The sequence below is a fragment of the Telluria sp. RB2R28 genome (genome assembly GCF_059685835.1).
This window is the reverse complement of the sequence record NZ_JCASIK010000005.1, coordinates 349,240-371,629: the sequence shown is the minus strand read 5'-3', so window position 1 is coordinate 371,629 and position 22,390 is coordinate 349,240. Positions and strand designations below refer to the sequence as shown.

Annotated in this window: 23 protein-coding genes; 13 read left to right on the top strand and 10 right to left on the bottom strand. The window is 65.8% G+C overall.

Annotated elements, in window-relative coordinates:
- Positions 1-38: 38 nt before the first annotated feature.
- A complete protein-coding gene (locus AC56LV_RS19905) occupies positions 39-1,796 on the top strand; it encodes an allantoate amidohydrolase (protein WP_499560132.1) in 1,758 nt (585 codons plus the stop codon).
- Between the two features lie 22 nt (positions 1,797-1,818).
- Here AC56LV_RS19905 and AC56LV_RS19900 read toward each other — a convergent pair whose 3' ends face one another.
- Together AC56LV_RS19900 and aptA are read right to left on the bottom strand one after the other, a co-directional pair.
- Positions 1,819-2,328: a hypothetical protein gene (locus AC56LV_RS19900; protein WP_499560131.1), complete on the bottom strand. Its 510-nt coding sequence runs from the start codon at positions 2,326-2,328 to the stop codon at positions 1,819-1,821.
- On the bottom strand, positions 2,325-3,641 hold the full coding sequence (gene aptA, locus AC56LV_RS19895; RefSeq protein WP_499560130.1) for an omega-aminotransferase AptA: 1,317 nt from the start codon (positions 3,639-3,641) through the stop codon (positions 2,325-2,327). The genes AC56LV_RS19900 and aptA overlap by 4 nt, the downstream gene beginning before the upstream one ends.
- A gap of 129 nt (positions 3,642-3,770) precedes the next feature.
- Between aptA and AC56LV_RS19890 the strand changes: the two genes are divergently transcribed.
- The 6 genes from AC56LV_RS19890 (at position 3,771) to chrA (ending at position 8,361) form a co-directional block, all read left to right on the top strand.
- The gene (locus tag AC56LV_RS19890; protein ID WP_183557469.1) at positions 3,771-4,334 is read left to right on the top strand and encodes a GNAT family N-acetyltransferase; all 564 of its coding nucleotides are present in this window, start codon (positions 3,771-3,773) and stop codon (positions 4,332-4,334) included.
- A 20-nt stretch (positions 4,335-4,354) separates the two neighbouring features.
- A complete protein-coding gene (locus AC56LV_RS19885) occupies positions 4,355-4,969 on the top strand; it encodes a TonB family protein (RefSeq protein WP_499560129.1) in 615 nt (204 codons plus the stop codon).
- 161 nt (positions 4,970-5,130) lie between these two features.
- Positions 5,131-5,409, top strand: coding sequence for a hypothetical protein (locus tag AC56LV_RS19880; RefSeq protein WP_332530174.1), 279 nt, complete (start codon positions 5,131-5,133; stop codon positions 5,407-5,409).
- A gap of 3 nt (positions 5,410-5,412) precedes the next feature.
- A complete protein-coding gene (locus AC56LV_RS19875) occupies positions 5,413-6,318 on the top strand; it encodes a sensor histidine kinase (protein ID WP_499560128.1) in 906 nt (301 codons plus the stop codon).
- Positions 6,319-6,349: 31 nt separating this feature from the next.
- The gene (locus AC56LV_RS19870; protein WP_499560127.1) at positions 6,350-7,123 is read left to right on the top strand and encodes a LytR/AlgR family response regulator transcription factor; all 774 of its coding nucleotides are present in this window, start codon (positions 6,350-6,352) and stop codon (positions 7,121-7,123) included.
- Positions 7,124-7,125: 2 nt separating this feature from the next.
- Positions 7,126-8,361 carry a chromate efflux transporter gene (gene chrA, locus AC56LV_RS19865; protein ID WP_499560126.1) on the top strand — a complete coding sequence of 412 codons (1,236 nt, stop codon included), beginning with the start codon at positions 7,126-7,128 and terminating at the stop codon, positions 8,359-8,361.
- Here the strand turns inward: chrA and AC56LV_RS19860 are convergent.
- Positions 8,358-9,029 (bottom strand): DUF2076 family protein, encoded by a 672-nt coding sequence (locus AC56LV_RS19860; RefSeq protein ID WP_499560125.1) that lies wholly within the window; start codon positions 9,027-9,029, stop codon positions 8,358-8,360. The genes chrA and AC56LV_RS19860 overlap by 4 nt on opposite strands.
- 112 nt (positions 9,030-9,141) lie before the next feature.
- Between AC56LV_RS19860 and AC56LV_RS19855 the strand changes: the two genes are divergently transcribed.
- Together AC56LV_RS19855 and AC56LV_RS19850 are read left to right on the top strand one after the other, a co-directional pair.
- Positions 9,142-9,552 (top strand): VOC family protein, encoded by a 411-nt coding sequence (locus tag AC56LV_RS19855; protein ID WP_499560124.1) that lies wholly within the window; start codon positions 9,142-9,144, stop codon positions 9,550-9,552.
- 91 nt (positions 9,553-9,643) lie between these two features.
- Positions 9,644-10,180, top strand: coding sequence for a DUF2058 domain-containing protein (locus AC56LV_RS19850; protein WP_183557442.1), 537 nt, complete (start codon positions 9,644-9,646; stop codon positions 10,178-10,180).
- A gap of 42 nt (positions 10,181-10,222) precedes the next feature.
- Here the strand turns inward: AC56LV_RS19850 and AC56LV_RS19845 are convergent, their stop codons facing one another.
- The 7 genes from AC56LV_RS19845 to xapA all read right to left on the bottom strand — a co-directional run bounded on the left by AC56LV_RS19845 (position 10,223) and on the right by xapA (position 17,984).
- Positions 10,223-10,546, bottom strand: coding sequence for a hypothetical protein (locus tag AC56LV_RS19845; RefSeq protein ID WP_499560123.1), 324 nt, complete (start codon positions 10,544-10,546; stop codon positions 10,223-10,225).
- Between the two features lie 124 nt (positions 10,547-10,670).
- The gene (locus AC56LV_RS19840; protein WP_499560122.1) at positions 10,671-11,075 is read right to left on the bottom strand and encodes a cytidine deaminase; all 405 of its coding nucleotides are present in this window, start codon (positions 11,073-11,075) and stop codon (positions 10,671-10,673) included.
- A 10-nt stretch (positions 11,076-11,085) separates the two neighbouring features.
- Positions 11,086-12,408 (bottom strand): thymidine phosphorylase, encoded by a 1,323-nt coding sequence (deoA, locus tag AC56LV_RS19835; RefSeq protein WP_499560121.1) that lies wholly within the window; start codon positions 12,406-12,408, stop codon positions 11,086-11,088.
- Positions 12,409-12,575: 167 nt separating this feature from the next.
- Complete coding sequence (locus tag AC56LV_RS19830; protein ID WP_499560120.1) at positions 12,576-14,954, bottom strand: aldehyde dehydrogenase family protein; 2,379 nt, start codon at positions 14,952-14,954, stop codon at positions 12,576-12,578.
- 13 nt (positions 14,955-14,967) lie between these two features.
- The gene (deoC, locus tag AC56LV_RS19825; RefSeq protein WP_499560119.1) at positions 14,968-15,924 is read right to left on the bottom strand and encodes a deoxyribose-phosphate aldolase; all 957 of its coding nucleotides are present in this window, start codon (positions 15,922-15,924) and stop codon (positions 14,968-14,970) included.
- Complete coding sequence (locus AC56LV_RS19820; RefSeq protein ID WP_499560118.1) at positions 15,921-17,114, bottom strand: phosphopentomutase; 1,194 nt, start codon at positions 17,112-17,114, stop codon at positions 15,921-15,923. Before AC56LV_RS19820 ends, deoC begins: the two co-directional genes overlap by 4 nt.
- Before the next feature lie 27 nt (positions 17,115-17,141).
- Positions 17,142-17,984 (bottom strand): xanthosine phosphorylase, encoded by an 843-nt coding sequence (gene xapA, locus AC56LV_RS19815; protein ID WP_499560117.1) that lies wholly within the window; start codon positions 17,982-17,984, stop codon positions 17,142-17,144.
- Positions 17,985-18,232: 248 nt separating this feature from the next.
- Between xapA and AC56LV_RS19810 the strand changes: the two genes are divergently transcribed.
- From AC56LV_RS19810 to AC56LV_RS19795, 4 genes are all read left to right on the top strand, one after another.
- The gene (locus tag AC56LV_RS19810) at positions 18,233-19,339 is read left to right on the top strand and encodes a carbohydrate kinase (RefSeq protein WP_499560116.1); all 1,107 of its coding nucleotides are present in this window, start codon (positions 18,233-18,235) and stop codon (positions 19,337-19,339) included.
- Positions 19,340-19,352: 13 nt separating this feature from the next.
- Positions 19,353-20,270, top strand: a complete 918-nt coding sequence (locus AC56LV_RS19805) for a pseudouridine-5'-phosphate glycosidase (protein ID WP_499560115.1) — start codon at positions 19,353-19,355, stop codon at positions 20,268-20,270.
- Between the two features lie 19 nt (positions 20,271-20,289).
- Entirely contained in the window at positions 20,290-21,198 is a 909-nt protein-coding gene (locus AC56LV_RS19800; protein WP_499560114.1) for a LysR family transcriptional regulator, read from the top strand.
- 160 nt (positions 21,199-21,358) lie between these two features.
- Positions 21,359-22,360: a polyprenyl synthetase family protein gene (locus tag AC56LV_RS19795; RefSeq protein ID WP_499560113.1), complete on the top strand. Its 1,002-nt coding sequence runs from the start codon at positions 21,359-21,361 to the stop codon at positions 22,358-22,360.
- Positions 22,361-22,390: the final 30 nt, after the last annotated feature.

Below are 22,390 nucleotides of genomic sequence, written 5' to 3'. Positions count from 1 at the left end.
GCCCGTATGATCGATCGCTTGACCACCATGGAGCGCAGATGACCACGATCGCAACGCTGAACGCCTGCGAGGCCGCCGACTTTGTCGAGACCCTGCGCGGCATCTACGAACATTCGCCCTGGATCGCCGCGCGCGCGGCGCCCGCCCGCCCGTTCGCCAGCCTGGCCGCGCTCAAGCGCGCCTTGCAGTCGGTGGTGGATGCGGCCAGCATCGACGAACAACTGGCGCTGCTGCGCGCCCACCCGGAACTGGCCGGCAAGGCGGCGATTGCCGGCGCCCTGACGGCCGAATCGACAAGCGAGCAAGCCAGCTCGGGGCTGGACCGCTGCACGCCGCATGAGTATGCGCAACTACATACGCTGAACGCCGACTACAACGGCCGCTTCGGCTTTCCGTTCATCCTCGCGGTCAAGGGGCCGACCGGCCAGGGCCTGTCGCGCCAGGCCATCATCGCCACCTTCGAGCGTCGTATTGGCAACGCGCGCGGTGACGAACTGCGCGAGGCGCTGCGCCAGGTGCACCGCATCGCCGAGATCCGGCTGAACGCGCTGCTGGGCGTGACGCCGTCGCTCGGCGCGCGCGTGATGGACTGGTGCGAAGCGCTGGGCGCGATCAGCGACGTTGAGACGAACCTGACCTGCGCCTACATGACGCCGGCCCACCAGCGCACCGCCGCGTGCATCGCCGGCTGGATGCGCGAGGCCGGCATGATGGTCCACATCGACGCGGTAGGCAATGTCGTCGGCCGCTACGCCGCCGCGCAGCCGGGCGCCAGAACGCTGGCCACGGGTTCGCACTACGACACCGTGCGCGATGGCGGCAAGTACGACGGCCGCCTGGGCATCCTGCTGCCGATCGCCGTGGTCGCCGACCTGCACGCGCGCGGCCAGCGCCTGCCGTACGACCTGGAGGTGATCGCGTTTGCCGAAGAAGAAGGCGTGCGTTTCCGCAGCACGTTCCTGGGCAGCAGCGCGATTGCGGGCAGCTTCGACATGGGTTTATTAAGCGCCGTCGACAGCGAGGGCGTTACGCTCGGGGACGCGCTGGCGCAGGCTGGCCACGACCATTCGGCTATCGCCAGCATCGCACGCGATCCTGCGCTACTGCTCGGCTTTGTCGAAGTCCACATCGAACAAGGCCCGGTGCTGCTCGAACGTGGCCTGCCGCTGGGTGTGGTGAACGCGATTGCCGGCAGCTCGCGCTATATCGTCGAACTGCGCGGCGTGGCCAGCCACGCCGGCACCACGCCAATGGGCATGCGGCGCGATGCGGCTGTTGCCGCTGCCGAGATCGTGCTGCTGGTGGAAGCGCGCTGCTGCCAGGGCGCGGCGCTGGTCGGCACGGTTGGCCAGCTTGAGGTGCCGGGCGGCTCGGTCAACGTGATTCCCGGCGCCTGCCGCCTGTCGCTCGACATCCGCGCCGCCGACGATGCGGTGCGCCTGGCCGCAGTGGGCGATATCCTGGCCGGCATCAGCGCCATCTGCGCCGCGCGCGGCATCGGCGAACGGCTGGTCAAGCTGCTGGAGATCGACGCCGTGCCGTGCGCGCCGCGCCTGATGGCGCAGCTGGGCGCAGCGGTGGAACGGGCTGGCCTGCCCCATTTCGAGCTGCCATCCGGCGCCGGCCACGACGCCATGTGCATGGTACAACTGACTGACGTGGCGATGCTGTTCGTCCGCTGCGGCAACGGCGGGATCAGCCACAATCCGCTCGAGACGATGACGGCGGACGATGCGGATATCGCGGGGCAGGTGTTACTGGACTTTCTAAAAAACTTCAGCGAGACGCCAGGTTGACGGCGTTTCACAAGCGCCGTGTTCAGGATGTGCCAAAGCTGATGAAGGTACGTTGCGACCGGTCGCGGGCCACCAGTACACGGGCCTGCTCCACCGGCACACAATCCTGCAGCGTGAACGCCGATGCCTGCGCCTTCACGGCTTCGGCGACCCTTGCGGGCTCTGTCACGACGTCATAGGTCCCGCGCTTGAACCTCAGATGCTCGATACCGTCGTCGCCAGCTTGCGCCGGCTTGACGACGACCAGCGACCAATGGTCTTCATCGCCAGTAAATTGCGTACGCTTCAAGTAGCCATTCACGCGCTTCGCAACCGGCCCCTCGGCAGATAGTGTGCTTTGGTAGGGTGTCATCGGACATAACAACGTCCCTGCGGGCCAGTCCAGCCCCGCCAGCAGCACGACGGCGTCGGGACGCAGTTGCGACAGCTGGCGATCAAGCGGGTGCTGCTCCTGCGCACAGGCGCCAAGCATCAGCAATCCCAGGACGATGACAGACAAGGGCGATCCGGCCCGCGTGAACGCGGTGATCACGCAAGCCCCTTCAACACGTCCGCCAGCTTGCCGAACAATTCATCCACATGCTGGCGCTCCATGACCAGCGGCGGCGACAGCGCGATGATGTCGCCCGTCGTGCGGATCAACAGCCCGGAGGCGAACGCCGCCTTGAGCGCTGCATAGCCGCGCGCGCCCGGCTGGCCCGGGATCGGGGCCAGCTCGATGCCGGCGATGATGCCGAGCGAGCGCAGGTCGATCACGTGCGGCAGGCCGCGCAGCGACTGCAGCGCTTCTTCGAAATACGGCTGGATGGCCGCTGCATTGGCCAATATGTCCTGCTCGGCAAACACGTCGAGCGTGGCCAGCGCCGCGGCGCAGGCCAGCGGGTGGCCCGAATAGGTATAGCCGTGAAACAGCTCGATGCCGGGCGGCGCCTCCATGAACGCTTCGTGGATGAAGCCCCTGGAAAACACGGCGCCCATCGGTACGGCGCCGTTGGTGATGCCTTTCGCGGTCGTCATCATGTCGGGTTCGACGCCGAACCAGTCGCCTGCAAACGGCGTGGTCAGGCGGCCAAAGCCCGTGATGACTTCATCGAAAATGAGCAGGATGCCGTGCCGGTCGCAGATCGCGCGCAGCCGCGCCAGATAGCCCTTGGGCGGAATCAGCACGCCGGTCGAACCGGCCACCGGTTCGACGATCACGGCGGCGATCGTCGACGGATCGTGCAGCAGCAGCATGCGTTCGAGGTCGTCGGCCAGCTCGGCGCCGTGTTCGGGTTCGCCGCGCGCGAAGGCATTGCGCTCGGGGTCGTGCGTGTGGCGCAGATGGTCGACACCCGGCAGCAGCGGGCCGAACGCCTTGCGGTTGGCGCCGATGCCGCCGACCGACAGCCCGCCGAAGCCCACGCCGTGGTAGCCGCGCTCGCGGCCGATCAGGCGCGTGCGCCCGCCTTCGCCGCGCAGCCGGTGGTAGGCCAGCGCGATCTTGAGCGCGGTGTCGACCGCTTCCGAACCGGAATTGGTGTAGAACACGTGGGAGAAACGGCCCCCGCTGAAATCGATCAGCCGTTCGGCCAGTTCGAACGCAGCCGGATGCCCCATCTGAAACGTGGGCGCGAAGTCGAGCTGGCCGGCCATCTGCGCAATCGCCGCCGCGATCTTTGGCTGGCCGTGCCCGCACGGCACGCACCACAGGCCGGCGGCGCCGTCGAGCACCTGATTGCCGTCGACGTCGCGGTAGTACATGCCCGCGGCCGAGACCAGCAGGCGCGGGGCGCGTTTGAAGTCGCGGTTGTTCGTGAATGGCATCCAGAAGGATGACATGCTGCTGGGCCTGGCCTGGTGCATGACGGATCTCCTGCCTTGATGGCGACGGTAGATGGTGACGATAGACAGTGACAGTAAAGCGCGCGGCGCTTGTCTGCACGCCCCGAGTCGATGGTATGCTAACGCTTACAACTATGACAATGCAAACCCATGTCGACTTATAGCACGCCTGTTCTGACCACCCAACGCCTGATGCTGCGCCCGCTGGCCGCCACCGATGCACGGGCCTTGTATGCCATTTTTTCCGACCCCACCGTCGTGCGCTACTGGAGCGCCGAGCCGTGGACCGACATCTCGATGGCCGACACCGCCATCGCGCGCGCGCTCGAAGCCTACCGCGATGAGACCGAGCTGCGCTTTGCCATCGAGCTGGCGGGCAGCCGCGAAGTGATCGGCACCGTCGCCCTGCACCACTTCTACAACCAGTACAACCGCTGCGAACTGGGCTACGCCATCGCCAGCGGTCACTGGGGCAATGGCTACGCCAGCGAAGCGATCGAAGCCGTGCTCGATCACGGCTTCAACGAGGTTGGCATCAACCGGGTCGAGGCCGACATCGACCCGCGCAACGACGCGTCCGCCCACGTGCTGGAAAAACTCGGCTTTCGCAAGGAAGGCTTCATGCCACAGCGCTGGCGCGTGCACGGCGAGTACGCCGACACCGTGTTCTACGGCCTGCTGCGCGATTACTGGAACGACCGCAAGGCGTCCTGACAACGATGCAGAGGCACCCCATGAAAACCATCGCAGCGTGTTCGACCCTGGCGCTTGGGGTTCTTGGGCTGGCACCGCAATCGGTCGCGGCCCAGGCCACGGTGCCGGCCTGGCGCGACATCACGATCTACGCCAGCGATGCCAGCTATCCGCAGGCACTCGTGCGGCGTGGTGTCCAGGGCATGGTCACGATCGAACTCACGCCCGGCACGCGGGGCCGCCAGGCCGCAGCGACGGTGCGCGAGTCGTCGCGCTCGGCCGACCTCGATGCGCTGGCCCTTGGCATGGCCAGACGGCTCGACATCACCGGCGTGGACGGCGCTGTCAGTGGGATGGTCACTTACCGCTTCCGCAAGGACCACACCGCGACCATCGCCACCAAGACCTGCGCCGACCTGAACGTCGATGTGGCCTACCACATTGCGACGTTCCCGGAACGCAGCCTGCGCGAACTGCCAGTGTTCTACGAGAGCGTCGGCAAATTGATCTACAGCTTCCAGCGCGAAGGCGCAAGCCGCACCTTCCCGCCGGCCGACACGCTGTTCGACGCGACGCTGGCCGGCTGCGCACGCACGTCGCAGGCAGGCATGCTCGACGTGATGCGCCAGGAAGCGCTCAAGCTCATCGCGCCGTAACACCGATCGTGCAGCGTCGCCGTATTGACACGAAAAACCGTGCCCCGCTCATCCACGCTGATGACCGCTCGCCCCAGAAATCGCACCGTTCGTCGGATCGCCCTTGGCCTGGGCGGGATGCGTCCCTACAGTAGGGTCATCACTCTTTGAAAGGACTGCACGTGAAAACCATTCATACGCCCGCCAGCCGCTTCCAGTCGATCCTGCGCAACGCCGAAGTGGCCGGCCGCACCACCTGGCGCCTGGCCAAATCCGGCGCACGCTACCTGACCCGCATGCCTTGGCCAGTGCTGCTGGTGCTCGCGATCGCTCTCGCTGCGCTGGTCACCATCGTGCCGATCGTGCTGGCCTTGTTCGTTGGCCTCCTGGTGCTCAAGTTCGTCGCCGTGGCCGTGTTTGGCCGCCCACAGCGCCGCCTGCGCCACACGAGCGGAGAATAAATCATGGCGGCTGTCCAGATCAACCGCGCGCTCGACTTCGTGCGCGACGCCATGCGCGAAGCGGGCGCCCTGTGGTGGCGCTTCTTCGACTGGCTCGCGCTGATCGAATGGCGCCAGCTGTACCTGGTCTGGTTCCTGGGTTTCGTCGCCGGCCTGTTCGTCAACCTGGTCGAGCCGGCGATCTGGTTCATCCTGGTCTCGTTTGGCGTGAAGGTACTCGCTGGCGGCAAGCGCCGCGCCGAACTGCTGGCGCGCGATGCGTCGAGCAAGGCCGACGTGGCCAATCTCGAGCGGCGCCTGACCGAAGCGCAGATGGCCACGCTCCAGGCCCAGGTGGAGCCGCACTTCCTGTTCAACACGCTGGCGCTGATCGGCCAGCTGATCGAAACCGATCCGAAGGAAGCCGCGCGCGTGCACGGCCACCTGATCGAGTACCTGCGGGCGTCACTGCCGCAGATGCGCGGGTCGATGGGCAAAGGCGGCACCGGCGGCACGCTGGGCAAGCAGGTCGAACTGTCGCGCGCCTATCTCGCCATCATGCAGGCGCGGATGAAGGAGCGGCTCCAGGTCCGCTTCGAGGTGCCCGATTTTCTCGGCAGCGCGCCGTTCCCGCCGATGATGCTGCAGACGCTGATCGAGAACGCGATCAAGCATGGGCTCGAGCCCAAGGTCGCGGGCGGCACGATCGTCGTGCGTTCGCGGGTCGAAGGCGCCACGCTGCATGTGGATGTCCTCGACGACGGTGTCGGCTTCAACCTGCATGCCGGCAGCGGCGTGGGCCTGGCGAATATCCGCGAACGCCTGGCGCTGTTGTACGGCAAGGAGGCCGAACTCGTGATCGAAGCACCGGTAACAGGCGGCGCCTGCGTGTCGATTCGCCTGCCGTACCGGATGACCGAAGACGGCTGATATTACGATGCACTCCGCGATGCACTCCGCCATGCCCACTGCCCTGATTGCCGATGACGAAGCCCTGATGCGTGACCAGTTGCGCTCGCGCCTGCACGAGGCGTGGCCCGAGCTGCGCATCGTCGCTGAAGCCGCCAATGGGGTCGAGGCGGTGGCGCTGGCGGCGCAGCACAAGCCGGACATCGCGTTCCTCGACATCCGCATGCCGGGCATGGGCGGCATCGACGCGGCACGCCAGCTGTACGCCAACTGCCACATCGTGTTTGCCACCGCCTACGACCAGTACGCCGTCGAGGCGTTCGAGCACGGCGCGATCGATTACCTGCTCAAGCCGGTGACGCTGGCGCGGCTCGATACCACGGTGGCGCGCCTGCGCCGCCAGCTCGAGCACAAGCCGCAGGACATCGGCGCCCAGCTGGCCCGGCTGGCGCAACTGGGCGACCAGCTGCTGGGTCGCGCGGCGCCTTCGTCAAAACCCTCGTATCTGCGCTGGATCCAGGCCCAGTCGGGCACGAGCCTGCGCATGGTCGCGACGTCCGAGGTGCTGTTCTTCCAGTCCGACGACAAGTATACGCGGGTGCAGACGGCCACCGCCCAGCACCTGATCCGCAAGACGCTCAAGGAACTCGAAGAAGCGCTCGACCCCGACGAATTCTGGCGCATCCACCGCTCGACGCTGGTGCGGGTCGATGCGATCGCCGAAGTGCGGCGCGACTTGCGTGGCCGGCAGATGCTGACGCTGCACGGGTATCCCGAGGCGCTCGAAGTCAGCCGCAACCACAGCACGCTGTTCCAGCAGATGTAATCGTGCGCGACCAAACCGACCCAACAACCGACGCTGCTGCCGATGTTGCAGGTGCCAGTTCTCTGTTCGCCATCTTCGGGATTTTCCTGCTGCTGGGGCTGCGCTCGTTCGGCGGCCCGATCGCCCACCTGGGCTACTTCCGCAATGAATTCGTCCTGCGCCGCCGCTGGCTGGACGACGCGCGCTATGGCGAACTGGTCGCACTGTGCCAGTTTCTGCCCGGGCCGGCATCGAGCCAGGTCGGTTTTGCGCTGGGCGTGCTGCGCGGCGGCGGCGTACTGGGTGGTTGCGCCGCGTGGCTCGGTTTTACCTTGCCGTCGGCGCTGCTGATGCTCGCCTGGGCGCTCGGGGCTGCGGTCACGACCGGCCCGCTGGCCACTGGCGCGGTGCACGGGCTGAAACTGGTGGCGGTCGCTGTCGTCGCGCAGGCGGTGTGGGGGATGGCGGGCACGCTGACGCCCGACTGGCAACGCAAGGCAATTGCCCTGGCCGCCATCGCGATCGTCGTCGTTGCCGCCGGCCCCGGTGGTCAGCTCGTCGCCATCGCGGCCGGTGCGCTGGCCGGCTGGGCCTGGTGCCGCGGCGAGGCCCCGCACGGCGCTGCCCCACTCGCGTTTCCAGTGCGCGTGGCGAGCGGCGTGGCCGCGCTGGTCCTGTGTGGTTTGCTGTTCGTGTTGTTGCCCGTCGCCGCCGCTGTCACGCAGTACGGGCCGCTCGCCCTGTTCGACGCCTTCTACCGCTCGGGCGCGCTCGTGTTCGGTGGCGGCCACGTGGTGTTGCCGCTGCTGCAGGCCGAGACCGTTGCCAGCGGCTGGATCAGCAGCGAAACGTTCCTGTCGGGGTATGGCATGGCCCAGGCACTGCCCGGGCCATTGTTTGCATTTGCCGCATTCCTTGGCGCGCAGGCCGGGATGAGCGCCACCGCCGTCGGCGGCGCCTGCGTGGCGCTGGTGGCGTTGTTCTTGCCGGGGCTGTTGCTCGTCTACGGCGCCCTGCCGTTCTGGGCCCGGCTGCAGCGCCAGCGCGCGCTTCGCCACGCGGTCATGGGCGCCAATGCGGCCGTCGTGGGCATTCTCGGCGCCGCGCTGTACAACCCGGTCTGGACGAGCGCCGTACTCGACCTGCGTGACGCCGCCGTGGCGCTGGGCTGCTTCATGCTGCTGGTGACGTGGCGCGCGCCAGCCTGGCTGGTCGTGGCCCTGGCCGCGACAACTGGCGTACTGATGACGCTCGTCTAGCCAAACACGCCCTCATCCGACCCATCGCCATCGAAGAACCCGCTCGGCTCATCCCCATGGTTGCTGTCGGCAAGCGGATCGTCGGCCGCACCCGGTTCATCGATGGCGCCGATGCCGGCCTGGTCAGCCAGTGCACCACCGCTGTTCGCGTCGTCCCCACCAGCATCAGCCAGCAAATGATTGGCGCCACCTTCCGCGCCGGCTCCCGCACCATTGTGATCGAGCAAATTGCCGATGCCATGGAACAGGAAGCTACCAGCTGCTACGCCAGCCGCCGTGGCCGCGATCGTGCCCAGCATGCCGCCGCCGGCACCACCCAGGAAGCCCCCGCTGCGTGCCGGTGCTGCCGTACCCTGCACTGCGCCTTGCGCTGGCGCCTGTGATGATGACGATGGATTGCTTTGCGCCGAATTACCCCACGTATTCGCGTCGAGGAACCCGCCGCTGCCCTTCGTGGTCTGACGTTCCAGCTCGGCGATGCGCGCCTTGGCATTGCCCAGCGCCTGCTCCACCAGCAGCGCACGCTGCACCAGCAGGTAGGCGGCGTCCGGTTGCTCGGCCACGGCGCGCTGGATCAGCGCATCGGCTTGCGGATCTTTCGTCACGCCACGGGCCTGGACCAGTTGGCCCAGGAAGTCCTGCAAGGTTTTTTCGTCTGACGGGTTCATGATGGTCTCCGGTTGGAAGGTACGATATGCTTACATTGTGGGCCCGTTGTCGAAATTTCAAGCATCTTTGGATTGTCTTCGCTGTTTCAACCAACCGAACCGGGAGCGTGCCATGCCTTCCACCGTCGTCCCCTGCCTGCGTTACCACGACACCTCCGCCATGCTCGCCTGGCTGTGCACGAATTTCGGCTTCACGATACGGCGTTGCATCCCGGGCCGGCAGGGCGAAGTTGCCCACGCCGAGCTCACACTGGGCGATGGCATGGTCATGATCGGCACCCACTCAGCCGACGACTATGGCCGCTTGCTGGCGACACCGGCGCAGGCTGGCGGCTTGCTGACGCAAACGATCTGGCTTCATGTGGATGATGCCGATGCCGTGCATGCCCGCGTGCTCGGCAGTGGCGCAGTGATCACCCAGCCGATCGGCGATGCGCCGCAGGGCGGGCGTGCGTTCGCCTGCCGCGATCCGGAAGGCCATCTGTGGCAGGTCGGCACCTACGATCCCTGGGACGCCGCCTGATGCTGGCTCGGCTCGGCGCTTGTTTGCTATGCTAGCGCCCTTGCGCCGCCTTCGTGATCGGGCGGCCCGTCATATTTAGGGAAAGCACATTATGGTTTCGCTGCAAGAGCAGTTACTCAAGGCCGGCCTGGTCGACAAGAAAAAGGTCAAACAGGTCACCCAGGCAAAAAGCAAACAGCACAAGCACGAGCTGCGCACGGGCGTGGAGTCGGTCAACGAGGCGCGCGAAGCCGCGCTCGAGCTGCAGCGCAAGAACGCCGAGCGTGCGCGCGAGCTGAACACCCAGCGCGATGCCGCCGCCGCGCAAAAAGCCATCCTGGCGCAGATCGCGCAGATGGTGCAGAAGAACAAGCAGCCCAAGGGCAAAGGTGATGTGCCCTACAACTTCACGTTCGGCACCAAGATCGAGCGCATCCACGTAACGTCGCAGATCGTCGAGCACCTGGTGGCGGGCCGCCTGGTGATCGTGCACATGAACGGCAGCTTCGAGCTGGTTCCGCGCATCATCGGCGAAAAGATCGCCCAGCGCGATGCGTCGATCGTCGTGCAGATCAAGAAGAAAGTACAGGAAGTGGAAGAGGACGATCCGTACGCGGACTTCAAGATTCCGGACGATCTGATGTGGTGATGCGGGGTTGGAACGGCGTCGCGACGCCGTTCCGGCACTAAATTACTTCTTGGTCTTGTCTTCGATGTTTTGAGTAGCAGATCCGTTCCGGCTCGAAGTCGACGTACGCTCGGTCTGCTTCTTCGGCTGGCCCATGCCGGCCGATGTGGTTTCCTGCTTGCTGCTGCCCTGGAAATCCGTCGAGACCGAATTCGCGCTGTCTTCCGGCTCTGCCGCCGGATTGGCGCGCTTGTCCGCGGTGCCCGTGATCGGCGCTTGCCGGTCAGCCGTTCCTGTCTTGGCGGGCTGAGGCAAGGTCGGGGTGATCTGGGCTGCGGCACTTGCCGCGATCACGACGCCGCTGAGTAGAACGATCAATTTTTTCATAGCAAGCTCCAAGTCGATATGTATATATCATCACTTTGTGATTAACCCGGCGATTACAAGAGCTGATTGATCGAAGCTGCCAGTATGGCGCGCAGACGTTTCTGCGCGCCATGAACGCTTTCCTTCAAGACTGCAGGTCCTGGCCCCCGAACGCATTCGGCAACTGCGCCGCTGCCGTGGTCTCGAACATGGCACCCGTCAGATTGGTCAGGATCACCGGCAATTCATTGCCACCCAATTCCAGGATCACTTGCCGGCAGGCGCCGCACGGCGCGATCGGACCTTCGGTCTGTCCGATCACGGCCAGCGCCGCGAAGTCGCCTGGCTTGTAACCGTTGGCAATGGCGCTAAAGAACGCCGTACGCTCGGCACAATTGCACAGGCCGTAGGCGGCGTTTTCCACATTGCAACCGCGGAAGATGCGGCCATCCTTGCACGCCAGCGCCGCCCCCACCTGGAAGTTGGAATACGGCGCGTACGCGAGCTCGCGCGCGGCGCGCGCTTCATCGATCAGTTTTGTGTAGGTCATGGCGTTTCTTTCAAGGACGGACGATACGGTGAATCATCGGCTCGGCGGCCGGCTGGGTGTCGCCGATCTGATAAGCCGCTTGCACCTGGCGTACGGCGCGCTCGGCGGCCTCCGCCGAACGTGCATGCACCATTGCCAGCGGCTGGCCGACAGCGATCTGCTCACCCAGTTCAACCAGGCCCGTCAGGCCCACGGCGAAATCGATGGTGTCTTGCGGGCGCACACGACCGCCACCCAGCGCGACAACCGCCAGGCCCAGGCCACGGGTATCGACCGAGACGGCGTAGCCGGCCTGCAGCGCTGGCGCCGGCACGATGACGGGCGCCGTTTCCAGGTGCGCGTCCGGCTTGTCCATCAGGTCGGCCGGGCCGCCCAGCGCCGCGACCATGCGCGCGAAGCGTTCGGCTGCTTCGCCCGAATCGAGTGCGGTTTGCAGTTTGGCGCGCGCTTCGGCGTCCGTGCCTGCCAGGCCCGAAATCACCAGCATCTCGGCGCACAGCGCCATCGTCACTTCGTGCAGGCGTGCCGGGCGTGCCTTGCCGGTCAGGTAATCGATCGCGACGCGCACTTCCACTGCATTGCCGGCCGCGTGGCACAGCGACTCGTTCATGCCGGTCAGGATGGCCGACGTGCGGGTGCCGGCGCCATTGCCGACGCTGACGATCGATTCGGCCAGTTCCAGCGATTTTTCGGCCGTCGGCATGAAGGCGCCGCTGCCCACTTTCACGTCCATCACCAGCGCATCCAGACCCGCCGACAGTTTCTTCGACAGGATCGAGCCGGTGATCATGGCCACCGATTCGACGGTCGCCGTGGTGTCGCGGATGCTGTAGAAGCGCTTGTCAGCCGGCGCCAGCTGGGCGGTCTGGCCGATGATGGCCACGCCCACGTCTTTCACCACCTTGCGGAAGGTGTCCGGATCAGGCACGGTGCTGTAGCCAGGGATCGCGTCGAACTTGTCGAGCGTGCCGCCCGTGTGGCCCAGGCCCCGGCCCGAGATCATCGGCACGAAGCCGCCGCAGGCCGCGATCATCGGGCCGAGCATCAGCGAGACGACGTCGCCGACGCCGCCGGTCGAGTGCTTGTCAACGACCGGGCCCGGGAGGTCCAGTGATTTCCATTCCATGACCTGGCCCGAGTCGCGCATCGCCAGGGTGAAGGCGACGCGTTCATCCATCGTCATGTCGTTGAAGTAGACCGCCATCGCCAGCGCGGCGATCTGGCCTTCGGTGACGCTGCCGTCAGGGATGCCGCGGACAAAAAACTGGATCTCTTCGGCCGACAGGATGCCGCCATCGCGTTTTTTGCGGATGATTTCTTGGGGGAGGAACATATTGGTGCTTTCGCGTTGTAGGGTGGGCGGGTTCCCCGCCCACGCGGTGATGGTTGGCGTGTGCCAGCCCGCGCACGAGAGCGGCGCCGCTACCGATCACCGCGTGGGCGGCATAGCCGCCCACCCTACGTCGTCAAGAAGTTAAGGGTTGAAGAAGAGTCAGGACGTCAGACGCCGTATGGAATCCAGACGTTCTTCACCTGGCTCGCGTGCTGCAGCACGACGCGGCCACCGGCCTGCTTCGGATCGAACCAGTCGCGCCCTTTCGCGCCGCCGGTCCAGGTGCGCTTGAGTGTCTCGCTCGACAGGCGCTCGACTTCGGCACACCCTTCGGCAGAACCGTCGTGGCGCCACACGGCATCGATCTCGCCATGCGAGGCCAGCGTGCGCGCCAGCTCGTCGCTTGACCCGGTGACGATATTGAGCGCCCCGCCCGGCAGGTCCGACGTATCGAGCACCTGGTACAGGTCGATCGCCGACAGCGGATACTGCTCCGACGGCACCGCCACCACGCGGTTGCCCAGCGCCAGCGCCGGTGCGACCAGCGAGATGAAGCCCAGCAGCGGGTTCTCGTTCGGGCACACGATGCCGATCACGCCCACTGGCTCGTTCAGCGCCACGGTGATGCCGTGCATCGGCGGCTGGTGCACCTGGCCGTCGTACTTGTCGGCCCAGGCGGCCCAGTAGAACAGGCGCTCGACCGAGGCTGCCACTTCGCGCGCGGCGTCGTTCGAGCCGGTCTGCTGCGCAATGCGCGCGGCGAATTCGTCGGCGCGGATCGCCAGGTTCTCGGCGATGTAGTACAGCACCTGCGCGCGGTTGTGCGCGGTGGCCTTGGCCCAGCCAGCGGCCTTGTGCGCCGCTTCGACGGCGTTGCGGATGTCCTTGCGGCTGCCTTCGCCGATATCGGCCAGGAACGCGCCGTTCGCGTCATTGATCGCGCGGCTGTAGGCGCCGTCAGGGCGCGCCTGCTTGCCGCCGATGTACAGCTTGGCGGTGCGGTCGATCGCGAACGGGCTGTCGGCGTCCGCTGCTTTCACAGCGCCCTTCGCGGCAAACACCGGCGCGGCAGGCCGTGCATCTTCCGACAGCGGCGTCAGGTATTCGTACATGCCTTCCTTGCCGCCTTCGCGGCCATAGCCCGATTCCTTGTAGCCGCCGAAACCGCAGCCTGCATCGAACTGGTTCGCCGTGTTGATCCAGACCACGCCGGCCTTGATCTGCGGGACGACGTCCAGCGCCAGGCTGATCGACTCGCTCCAGACGCAGGCGGCCAGGCCGTAGACGGTGTTGTTCGCCAGTTGCACGGCTTCAGCCGGGGTGCGGAAGCTCATCGCCACCAGCACCGGGCCAAAGATTTCGGCCTGCGCCACGGCGGCCGATGTCGACGCGCCCGTGATCAGCGTTGGCAGGTACCACGAACCGGACGTCGACAGTTCGCCCGTTGGTTGCCAGACTTCGCAGCCTTCGGCGCGGGCCGATTCCACCAGACCGTGGATGCGCTGCTGCTGCACCGGATCGACCAGTGCGCCGATGTCGTTCGACTTGTCCAGTGGCGAACCGACGCGCAGCGTTTCCATGCGCGCCTTGACCTTCTTGATGAAGCGCTCGTACACCGATTCCTGCACCAGCAGGCGCGAACCGGCGCAGCAGACCTGGCCCTGGTTGAACCAGATCGAGTCGACCAGACCTTCGACGGCGGCGTCCAGGTCGGCGTCGTCGAACACGATGAACGGCGACTTGCCGCCCAGCTCGAGCGACAGCTTCTTGCCGCTGCCGGCGGTCGACTTGCGGATCAGGCGACCCACTTCGGTCGAACCGGTGAACGCAATCTTGTCGATGCCCGGATGATTGACGATCGCCTCGCCCACGCGGCCATCGCCCGTGACGATGTTGACGACACCAGCCGGCACGCCAGCGCGCTGGCAGAGTTCGGCAAACAGCAAGGCAGTCAGCGGCGTGTATTCGGCCGGCTTGAACACGACCGTGTTACCGGCGGCCAGCGCCGGTGCGATCTTCCACGCCAACATCAACAGCGGGAAGTTCCACGGCACGATCTGGCCGACGACACCGACGGCACGGTAGTCCGCGAATTCTTCGGCCTGCAGTTGCGCCCAGCCGGCGTGATGGTAGAAATGACGGGCCACGAGCGGCAGGTCGGCGTCGCGCGTTTCGCGGATCGTCTTGCCGTTGTCGAGCGTTTCGAGCACGGCGAACAGGCGCGCATGCTTTTGCAGCAGGCGCGAAAGCGCGTACATGATCTTGGCGCGGCCATGGCCACCCAGTGCCACCCAGCCCGGCTGCGCGCGACGCGCGGCTGCCACGGCGCGTTCGACATCGTCGTTCGTCGCCTGCGTGACCTGCGCCAGTTCGACGCCATCGGCCGGATTGGTCGTGGCGAACGTTTCACCGGCGTCGCTCCAGGCGTTGTCGATGAACAGGCCAAAGCGGCGCTCGTGACCGTCCAGCCATGCGTGCGCTTCCTTGGTGGTCTCGAGAGCGGGGCCGTAGTCCATGGTCTGAAGAATCTCTTTAATTGTTGGCATGACGTATCCGGATTTAAGGTTGCGCGTGACGATGGGCGGCCGAGTAGTTCCCGGTCACGTAGTGCTCGAGCTGGCGTTCAATGTCGGTCAGCAGGCTCGATGCACCGATGCGGAACAGGTGCGGCTGCAGCCAGTCGTTGCCCAGTTCTTCCTTCATCACGGTCAGGTATTGCAGCGCCGACTTCGCGGTCGAGACGCCGCCGGCCGGCTTGTAGCCGACCTGGAAACCGGTCAGTTCGTGGTAGTCGCGAATCGCGCGCACCATGACCAGCGAGACCGGGATGGTGGCGTTCACGCCTTCCTTGCCGGTCGAGGTCTTGATGAAGTCCGCGCCGGCCATCATGCAGACCCACGAGGCTTTCGCCACGTTTTCCAGCGTGACCAGGTCACCGGTGGCCAGAATGGCTTTGACATGCGCATCGCCGCAAGCCTGGCGGTACGCCACCATCTCGTCGTATAGCGCCTGCCAGTTACACAGCAAAACATGCTGGCGCGTGATGACGATGTCGATTTCAGTGGCGCCGGCAGCGACCGACAACTCGATCTCGCGCAGCTTGGTTTCCATGCTCGACAGGCCGGCCGGGAATGCGGTGGATACCGCGGCGATGGGCAAGCGGCCCTGCAGGACCTTGACGGCTGGCGTGATCATTTCGTGATACACGCAGACGGCGCCGGTGCTCAGGGTTTCGAGACCCAACGCGGCCATCAAATCGGCGCGCAGCGGGCGCATCGCCTTCATGCACAGGCGCTCGACGCGGCCCGGCGTGTCATCGCCCGACAGCGTGGTCAGGTCCATGCACTCGATCGCGCGCACCAGCCACGCGGCCTGATATTCCTTTTTCACCGTGCGGCGGTTCGCCAGGCTCGCGGCGCGGCGGTCGGCCGCGTTGCGGTTGACCTTGAGACTGTTGATCAGGCCAAGGTCCAGGTCCATGGCGACGTTGCGTTTGAAGTCCAGCGGCTGGCTCATAGCTGTGCGATTCCGTTCGAGAGTGGTTTGACGCCGAGGTGCTTGGCCAGCGTGGCGCCGATGCTTGAAAAGGTGTCGGCAACCGGCAGTTCCTGCGGCGCGACGTTCGGGCCGAAGAAGATCATCGGGATGTATTCGCGGGTATGGTCCGAACCCGGCGCGGTCGGGTCGCACCCGTGGTCGGCGGTGAGTACGACCAGGTCGCCGTCCTTCAGCTTGGCCATGAATTCCGGCAGGCGCGCGTCCAGTTCGTGCAGCGCGTTGGCGTAGCCGGCGACGTCGCGGCGGTGGCCGAAGTGCATGTCGAAGTCGACGAAGTTGACGAACGTGAGCGACTTGTCGCCCGCTTCGTCGGTCACTTCGAGCAGGCGGTCAAAGAGCGCCATATTGTCCGGGCCCTTGATCAGGCGCGTGACGCCCTGCCCCGCATAGATGTCGCTGATCTTGCCAAGCGCGAAGACGTCGCCGCCCGCATCCTTGACGTGATCCAGCAGCGTCGGCGCAACCGGCGGCACGGCGTAATCGTGGCGGTTCGACGTGCGCTTGTAGTCGCCGTTGGCGCCCGTGAACGGACGCGCGATCACGCGGCCGATGTTGTACGGCTTGACCAGTTCATAGGCCGCTTCGCAGACGGCGTACAGGCGTTCGAGGCCAAAGTGCTCTTCGTGCGCAGCGATCTGCAGCACCGAGTCGGCTGACGTGTACAGGATCGGCTTGCCGCTGGCGACGTGCTCATCGCCGAAGTCATTGATGACGGTGGTGCCCGAGGCGTGGCAGTTGGCCAGCCAGCCCGGCACGCCGGTCAACGCCTGCAGCTTGTCAGTCAGCTCCTTCGGGAACGACGGCACGGTCTTCGGGAAGTAACCCCAGTCGAACAGCACCGGCACGCCGGCGATTTCCCAGTGACCGCTTTGCGTGTCCTTGCCGGTCGACTGTTCGCGCGCGATGCCCCAGGCGCCGGTGAAACCGTCGCGCTGGCTGAAACCCGGCGCCCATTCGCCGCTGGCCTTGTGGCCGGCCGCGCCCAGGCCGAGGCGCTCGAGGTTCGGCAGCGCCATCGGCTTGCCTTCCTTCGCGGCCCATTCGGCAATGTGGCCGAAGGTGTTGGCGTCAAGGTCGCCGTATTTGTCGGCATCGGGCAGCGCGCCCAGGCCAAAGGAGTCCAGCAGGAGGATGAATGCACGGGACATTGGATCGCTCGCTTTCGGTAAGTGTGATTAAGCGTCTGCGCGTGGGGTCAAACCAAGGCGCTCGATATACGCGTGGATCAGCGTGACCATGTCCTTGGCCGCGATCGCCGCGTACTTCAGGGTCTGCTCGTGCGACAGCGCGAACGGCGACAGGCCTTCGGCCAGATTCGTGATTGCCGACACCGCCGTCACTTTCAGGCCGCAGTGGCGCGCCGCGATGACTTCGGGGATCAGCGACATGCCGACGACATCGGCGCCCAGCGTCTTGAAGGCGCGGATTTCGGCGACGGTCTCGAAGTGCGGACCGGCCGCGGCCAGGTACACGCCTTCGTTCAGCACGATGCCCTTTTCTTTGGCGACGGCCTTGACCTGCTCGCGCGTCTCGGCGTCATACGCATTGGACATGCTGAAGAAGCGCGGGCCGAAGCGCTCGTCGTTCGGGCCGGACATCGGGCTGCCCGGCAAAAAGTTGATGTGGTCGGTGATCGCGACCAGCGAGCCGGCATCGGCTTCGATGTTCAGCGAGCCGGCGGCATTGGTCACGAACAGCAGTTCGCAGCCGATCTGCTTGAGGGTACGCACGGCGTTGGTCATCACGCCCGGGCCGTAGCCTTCGTAGAAGTGGCCGCGACCCTTCATGCAGGCGACCGGCACGCCGGCCAGTTCGCCCAGCACCAGTTCACCGGCGTGGCCGTGCACGGTGCTGATCGGGAAGCCCGGCAGGTCGGCGTAGCTGATCGAGACGGCGTCCGTCATCTGTTCGGCCAGCACACCCAGTCCGGAGCCAAGGATCAGCGCGACGCGCGGTGCGAAGCCCGGCTTGCGGGCGCGGATGATGTCGGCGGCGTCGAACGGGAGATTGCTGGACATGTTATTCCTTGTGAGGTCTGGTGATGTGGGGAGATGGGGGTAAGGCTGGAGCGGCCTTCGCAGGCGCGGCGGCATCTGGTCAGCTGAATATTATAACTATGCATGAATGCCGATATGTATGGCAAATACACTTTTTCTTCCCGATTTATATGTTTTCGCGATAAATTAGCAGGACCACGCCGACGTTGACGGCGCCATGACAAATGTCTAGCATTGCCGGACATAAGTTTAAACCAGTCTACCGAGCGATGCCCAAAAAAGACCAGTTGTATGAGCTGATCCGCGCCAACCCGTTCATCTCCCAGCAAGACCTTGCGGCCCGGCTGGGTCTGTCGCGTTCGGCCGTGGCCAATTACATCGCCACCCTCGTGCGCGAGCGGCGCATCCTCGGCCGCGCCTATGTGCTGCCGGATCATCGCCCCGTCGTCTGCATCGGCGCGTCGAATCTCGACCGCAAGCTGCGCTCGCTCGGCCCGCTGGCCCTGGGCACATCCAATCCGGCGCGCCAGACCGAATCGTTCGGCGGCGTGGCGCGCAATATCGCCGAGAACCTCGCGCGCCTGGGCGCTCCCACAAGCCTCATCACGGCAGTCGGCCCGGACGCCTCGGGCCGCGCGCTGCTCGCGCATGCCGACGAAGCGGGCATCGACACGCGCAGCGTGCTGCTGGTCGATGGCGCGGCCAGCGGCACCTACACGGCGGTGCTCGATGAGGATGGCGAGATGCGTGTCGCGCTGGCCGACATGGCGATCAACGACGCGCTCACGCCCGCGTTCTTTGCCAGCCGCGCGCCGCAGCGCGCTGGCGCCGCGCTGATCGTGGCCGATCTGAACCTGCCGCACGATGCCGTGGCCGCGCTGCTGGGCGACGCGCGGGCGGGCGGCGTGCCGATGGTGGTCGTCGCCGTGTCCGAACCGAAGATCAACCGCCTGCCGCGCGACCTGCGCGGCCTGCGCGTGTTGATCCTGAACCTGGGCGAACTGGCAGAACGCGCCGGCCGCGCGATGGACAGCGAGGCCGCGATCGCGCGCGCCTGCGCCGACCTGCAGACCGACGGCGCACAGGACGTGATCGTCACGCGTGGTGCGCAGGGCGTCATGTTTACAACGCCCGACGGCCTGCGCAGCCTGGCCGCGCCGGCCGTCGACGTCGTCGACGTGACCGGCGCCGGCGATGCGTTTGCCGCCGCTGTCTGCTGGAGCCTGTACAGCGGCGCGACATCGCTCGACCTGGCCTGCCGTCGCGGCCTGACACTGTCCGCCATGACCATAGGCTGCGCGCAGACCGTCTGCCCCCAACTTGCGCCCGGCTTGCTCGATCAACCGGCCGATAGCCAACTCCCTATTACTGATTAAACAGAGACCTCTCATGCACAACTTCCTCCTGCTCTCGCCCGAAGTGGCTGCCGCCCGCACCGCCGGCAAACCGATCGTCGCCCTCGAATCGACCATCATTTCGCATGGCATGCCGTACCCGCAGAACGTGCGCACGGCGCGCGAGGTCGAGCAGATCATCCGCGACGCCGGCGCCGTACCGGCCACGATCGCCGTCATCGCCGGCAAGATCTGCATCGGTCTGTCGGACGAGCAGCTCGAACTGCTGGGCTCTTCGCCGGACGCCATGAAAGTGAGCCGGCGCGACCTGGCCTACGTGCTGGCGCAGGCGCGCCTGGGCGCAACCACGGTCGCCGCGACGATGATCTGCGCGCAGCTGGCCGGCATCGAAGTCTTCGTCACCGGCGGCATCGGTGGCGTGCACCGCGGCGCCGAAACGAGCTTCGACATCTCGGCCGACCTGCAGGAACTCGCGCAGACCAGCGTGGCCGTCGTCTGCGCCGGCGTCAAATCGATCCTCGACATTGGCCTCACGCTCGAATACCTGGAAACGCATGGCGTGCCGGTGATCAGCGTCGGCCAGCCGGGCTTTCCGGCTTTCTTCACGCGCGACAGTGGCTTCCAGGCCGACTTCCAGATCGACTCGCCCGAAGAGCAGGCGGCGTTCATCCGCACCAAGTGGCAACTCGGCCTGGCCGGCGGCGTCGTGGTGAGCAATCCGGTGCCGGCCGACGCCGCGATGGCGCCCGCCGAGATCGACGCCATCATCACGCAGGCGCTGGGCGAGGCTACCAGCCAGAACGTGACCGGCAAGAAGGTCACGCCGTTCCTGCTGGGCCGCATCAAGGAGCTCACCGAGGGCCGCAGCCTGGCCACCAATATCGCGCTGGTCAAGCACAACGCGCTGATCGGCGCGCGCCTGGCCGTGGCGCTGAACCACCGCGCAGCCTGAGTCGTCAGCGTAGCCGCCCATGTCGATCGACCTGAAACAACTGAAGTACTTCCTGGCCGTGGCTGAAGAGAAAAGCTTCAGCCGCGCCGCCGAGCGCCTGCACATTTCACAGCCGCCGCTGTCGCAGCAGATCATGAAGCTTGAAAGCGAACTGGGGGTGCGCCTGTTTACCCGCACCACGCGCAGCTTCGAGCTGACCGTGGCCGGGCGCGCGCTGATGGTCGAGGCGGCCGACCTGCTGGGCCGGATGCGCATGACGATCGATACCATCCGCCAGATCGACCGCGGCCAGGTGGGCCGGCTGCGCGTGGGCATCGTCGGCTCGGCGATGTGGGGCCCGATCCCCGGCCTGCTCGAACGCTTCCAGACCGATTTCCCGCGCGTGACGTGGACGATCCACGAGCTGGGCCCGAACGACCAGTGGGAGGCGCTGCGCAACAAGCAGATCGACGTGGGCTTCTGGCGCGAGCCGCGCATCGAGGCGGACGTGCTGAAAGCGGCCAACCTGCGCCAGGAGCTGTGCTTCAAGGAGCAGTTCTGCGTGGCCGTCAATGCACGCCATCCGCTCTCTAGCCGCGATGCGATCTCACTGCTCGACATCGCCGGCGAGCCGATGCTGACGCTGCACCTGGACCAGTCGGCCGAGCCGCGCTATTTAATGCAATGCTGCGTGAACGCGGGCTTCGAGCCGACCATTTTCCAGGAAGCGGCCGAGCCGCAGACGCTGCTGGCGATGGTCGGCGCCGGCCTGGGCGTGGCGCTGATGCCGGAAACGACGAGCCGCATCGGCTGGCCGGGGGTGCGCTTCCTGCCAATTAACGAGCATGCGCCGTCGGCCAACCTGTATATCAGTTACCCGGCGCAGGACGATGCGCCAGTGGTGCGGGCGTTTCTCAAAATCCTGTTCCCGGATTCACCAGCCACGTGAACAATCGAACCGTTTTTGTCCCGTAAAGCATTGCCTTTCTGCACACATGGGTATAATTTCTAGGCAGAAAACTACGCACGATTGAGGCCAATTAATTATTTTTTAACTTTGGGTCCGGTATGATAGTTATCAAGACCATCAATTTTCCAGAGGAGCTCGTATGACTACAGCAACGCCGCGCTACGACGGGCTCCGCCTGAAAAAATTCGACGACGCCGTGTTCGATGACATCGACACGCTGCGCTCGGCGATCGACGACCGCATTGAACAATTATTGAGCGCAAACGGCCAGTCCGACAGCCTGGCCAAGGCCATGCGCACGTCGGCCCTGTCCGCCGGCAAGCGCATGCGTCCGCTGCTGGTCATGCTGGTGGCGCGCGACCTCGGCTGCGCCTCCCCTGCCCTGATCGACGTGGCCTGCTCGGTCGAACTGGTGCACGCAGCCTCGCTGATCCTCGACGACCTGCCATGCATGGACGACGCCAGCCTGCGCCGTGGCAAACCGGCCATTCACATCCAGTTCGGCCAGGATGTCGCCATCCTGGCCTCGGTTGCCTTGCTCAGCCGCGCCTTTGGCGTGCTGTCGCAATCCCAGGATATCCAGCCGGCGACTCGCGCGCGCCTCGTCGCAACGCTGGCGCAGACGGTGGGCGACCAGGGCCTCGTGCGCGGCCAGTTCGAAGACCTGCACGGCGGCGCGCGCTCGCCCGAGGCGATTGCCACCACCAATGAACTCAAGACCGGCCTGCTGCTGGGCGTCGCCGTGGACATGGCGGCGATCATGTGCCACGCCGACGAGAGCGTGTCGCAACAGCTGCGCGCCTTTGCGCTGGCGGCCGGCCAGGCATTCCAGATCAAGGATGACTTCCTCGACGGCGCCGGCAACGACAGCGCGATCACGGGCAAGGACACCGGCAAGGACATCGGCAAGGCCACCCTGATCAACACGCTCGGCTTCGACGAAGCGCAGCGCCGCCTGTCGGCCTGCCTGATCGAGGCCGATCGCTGCCTGGGCGCCGCCATTGGCGGCAAGGGCCGCACGCGGCACTTCATGAGCGCGCTGTTTGCCAAGGAAGCCAAAGGCGCGCGCTTCATTGCCGAACCTGCCAAGCCGCGCGAACTGCGCCCGAGTCCCCAGCTGGCCGAGTTGCGCCTGAACTGAATCCCCGAACTGATTCCTGATCTGAACAAC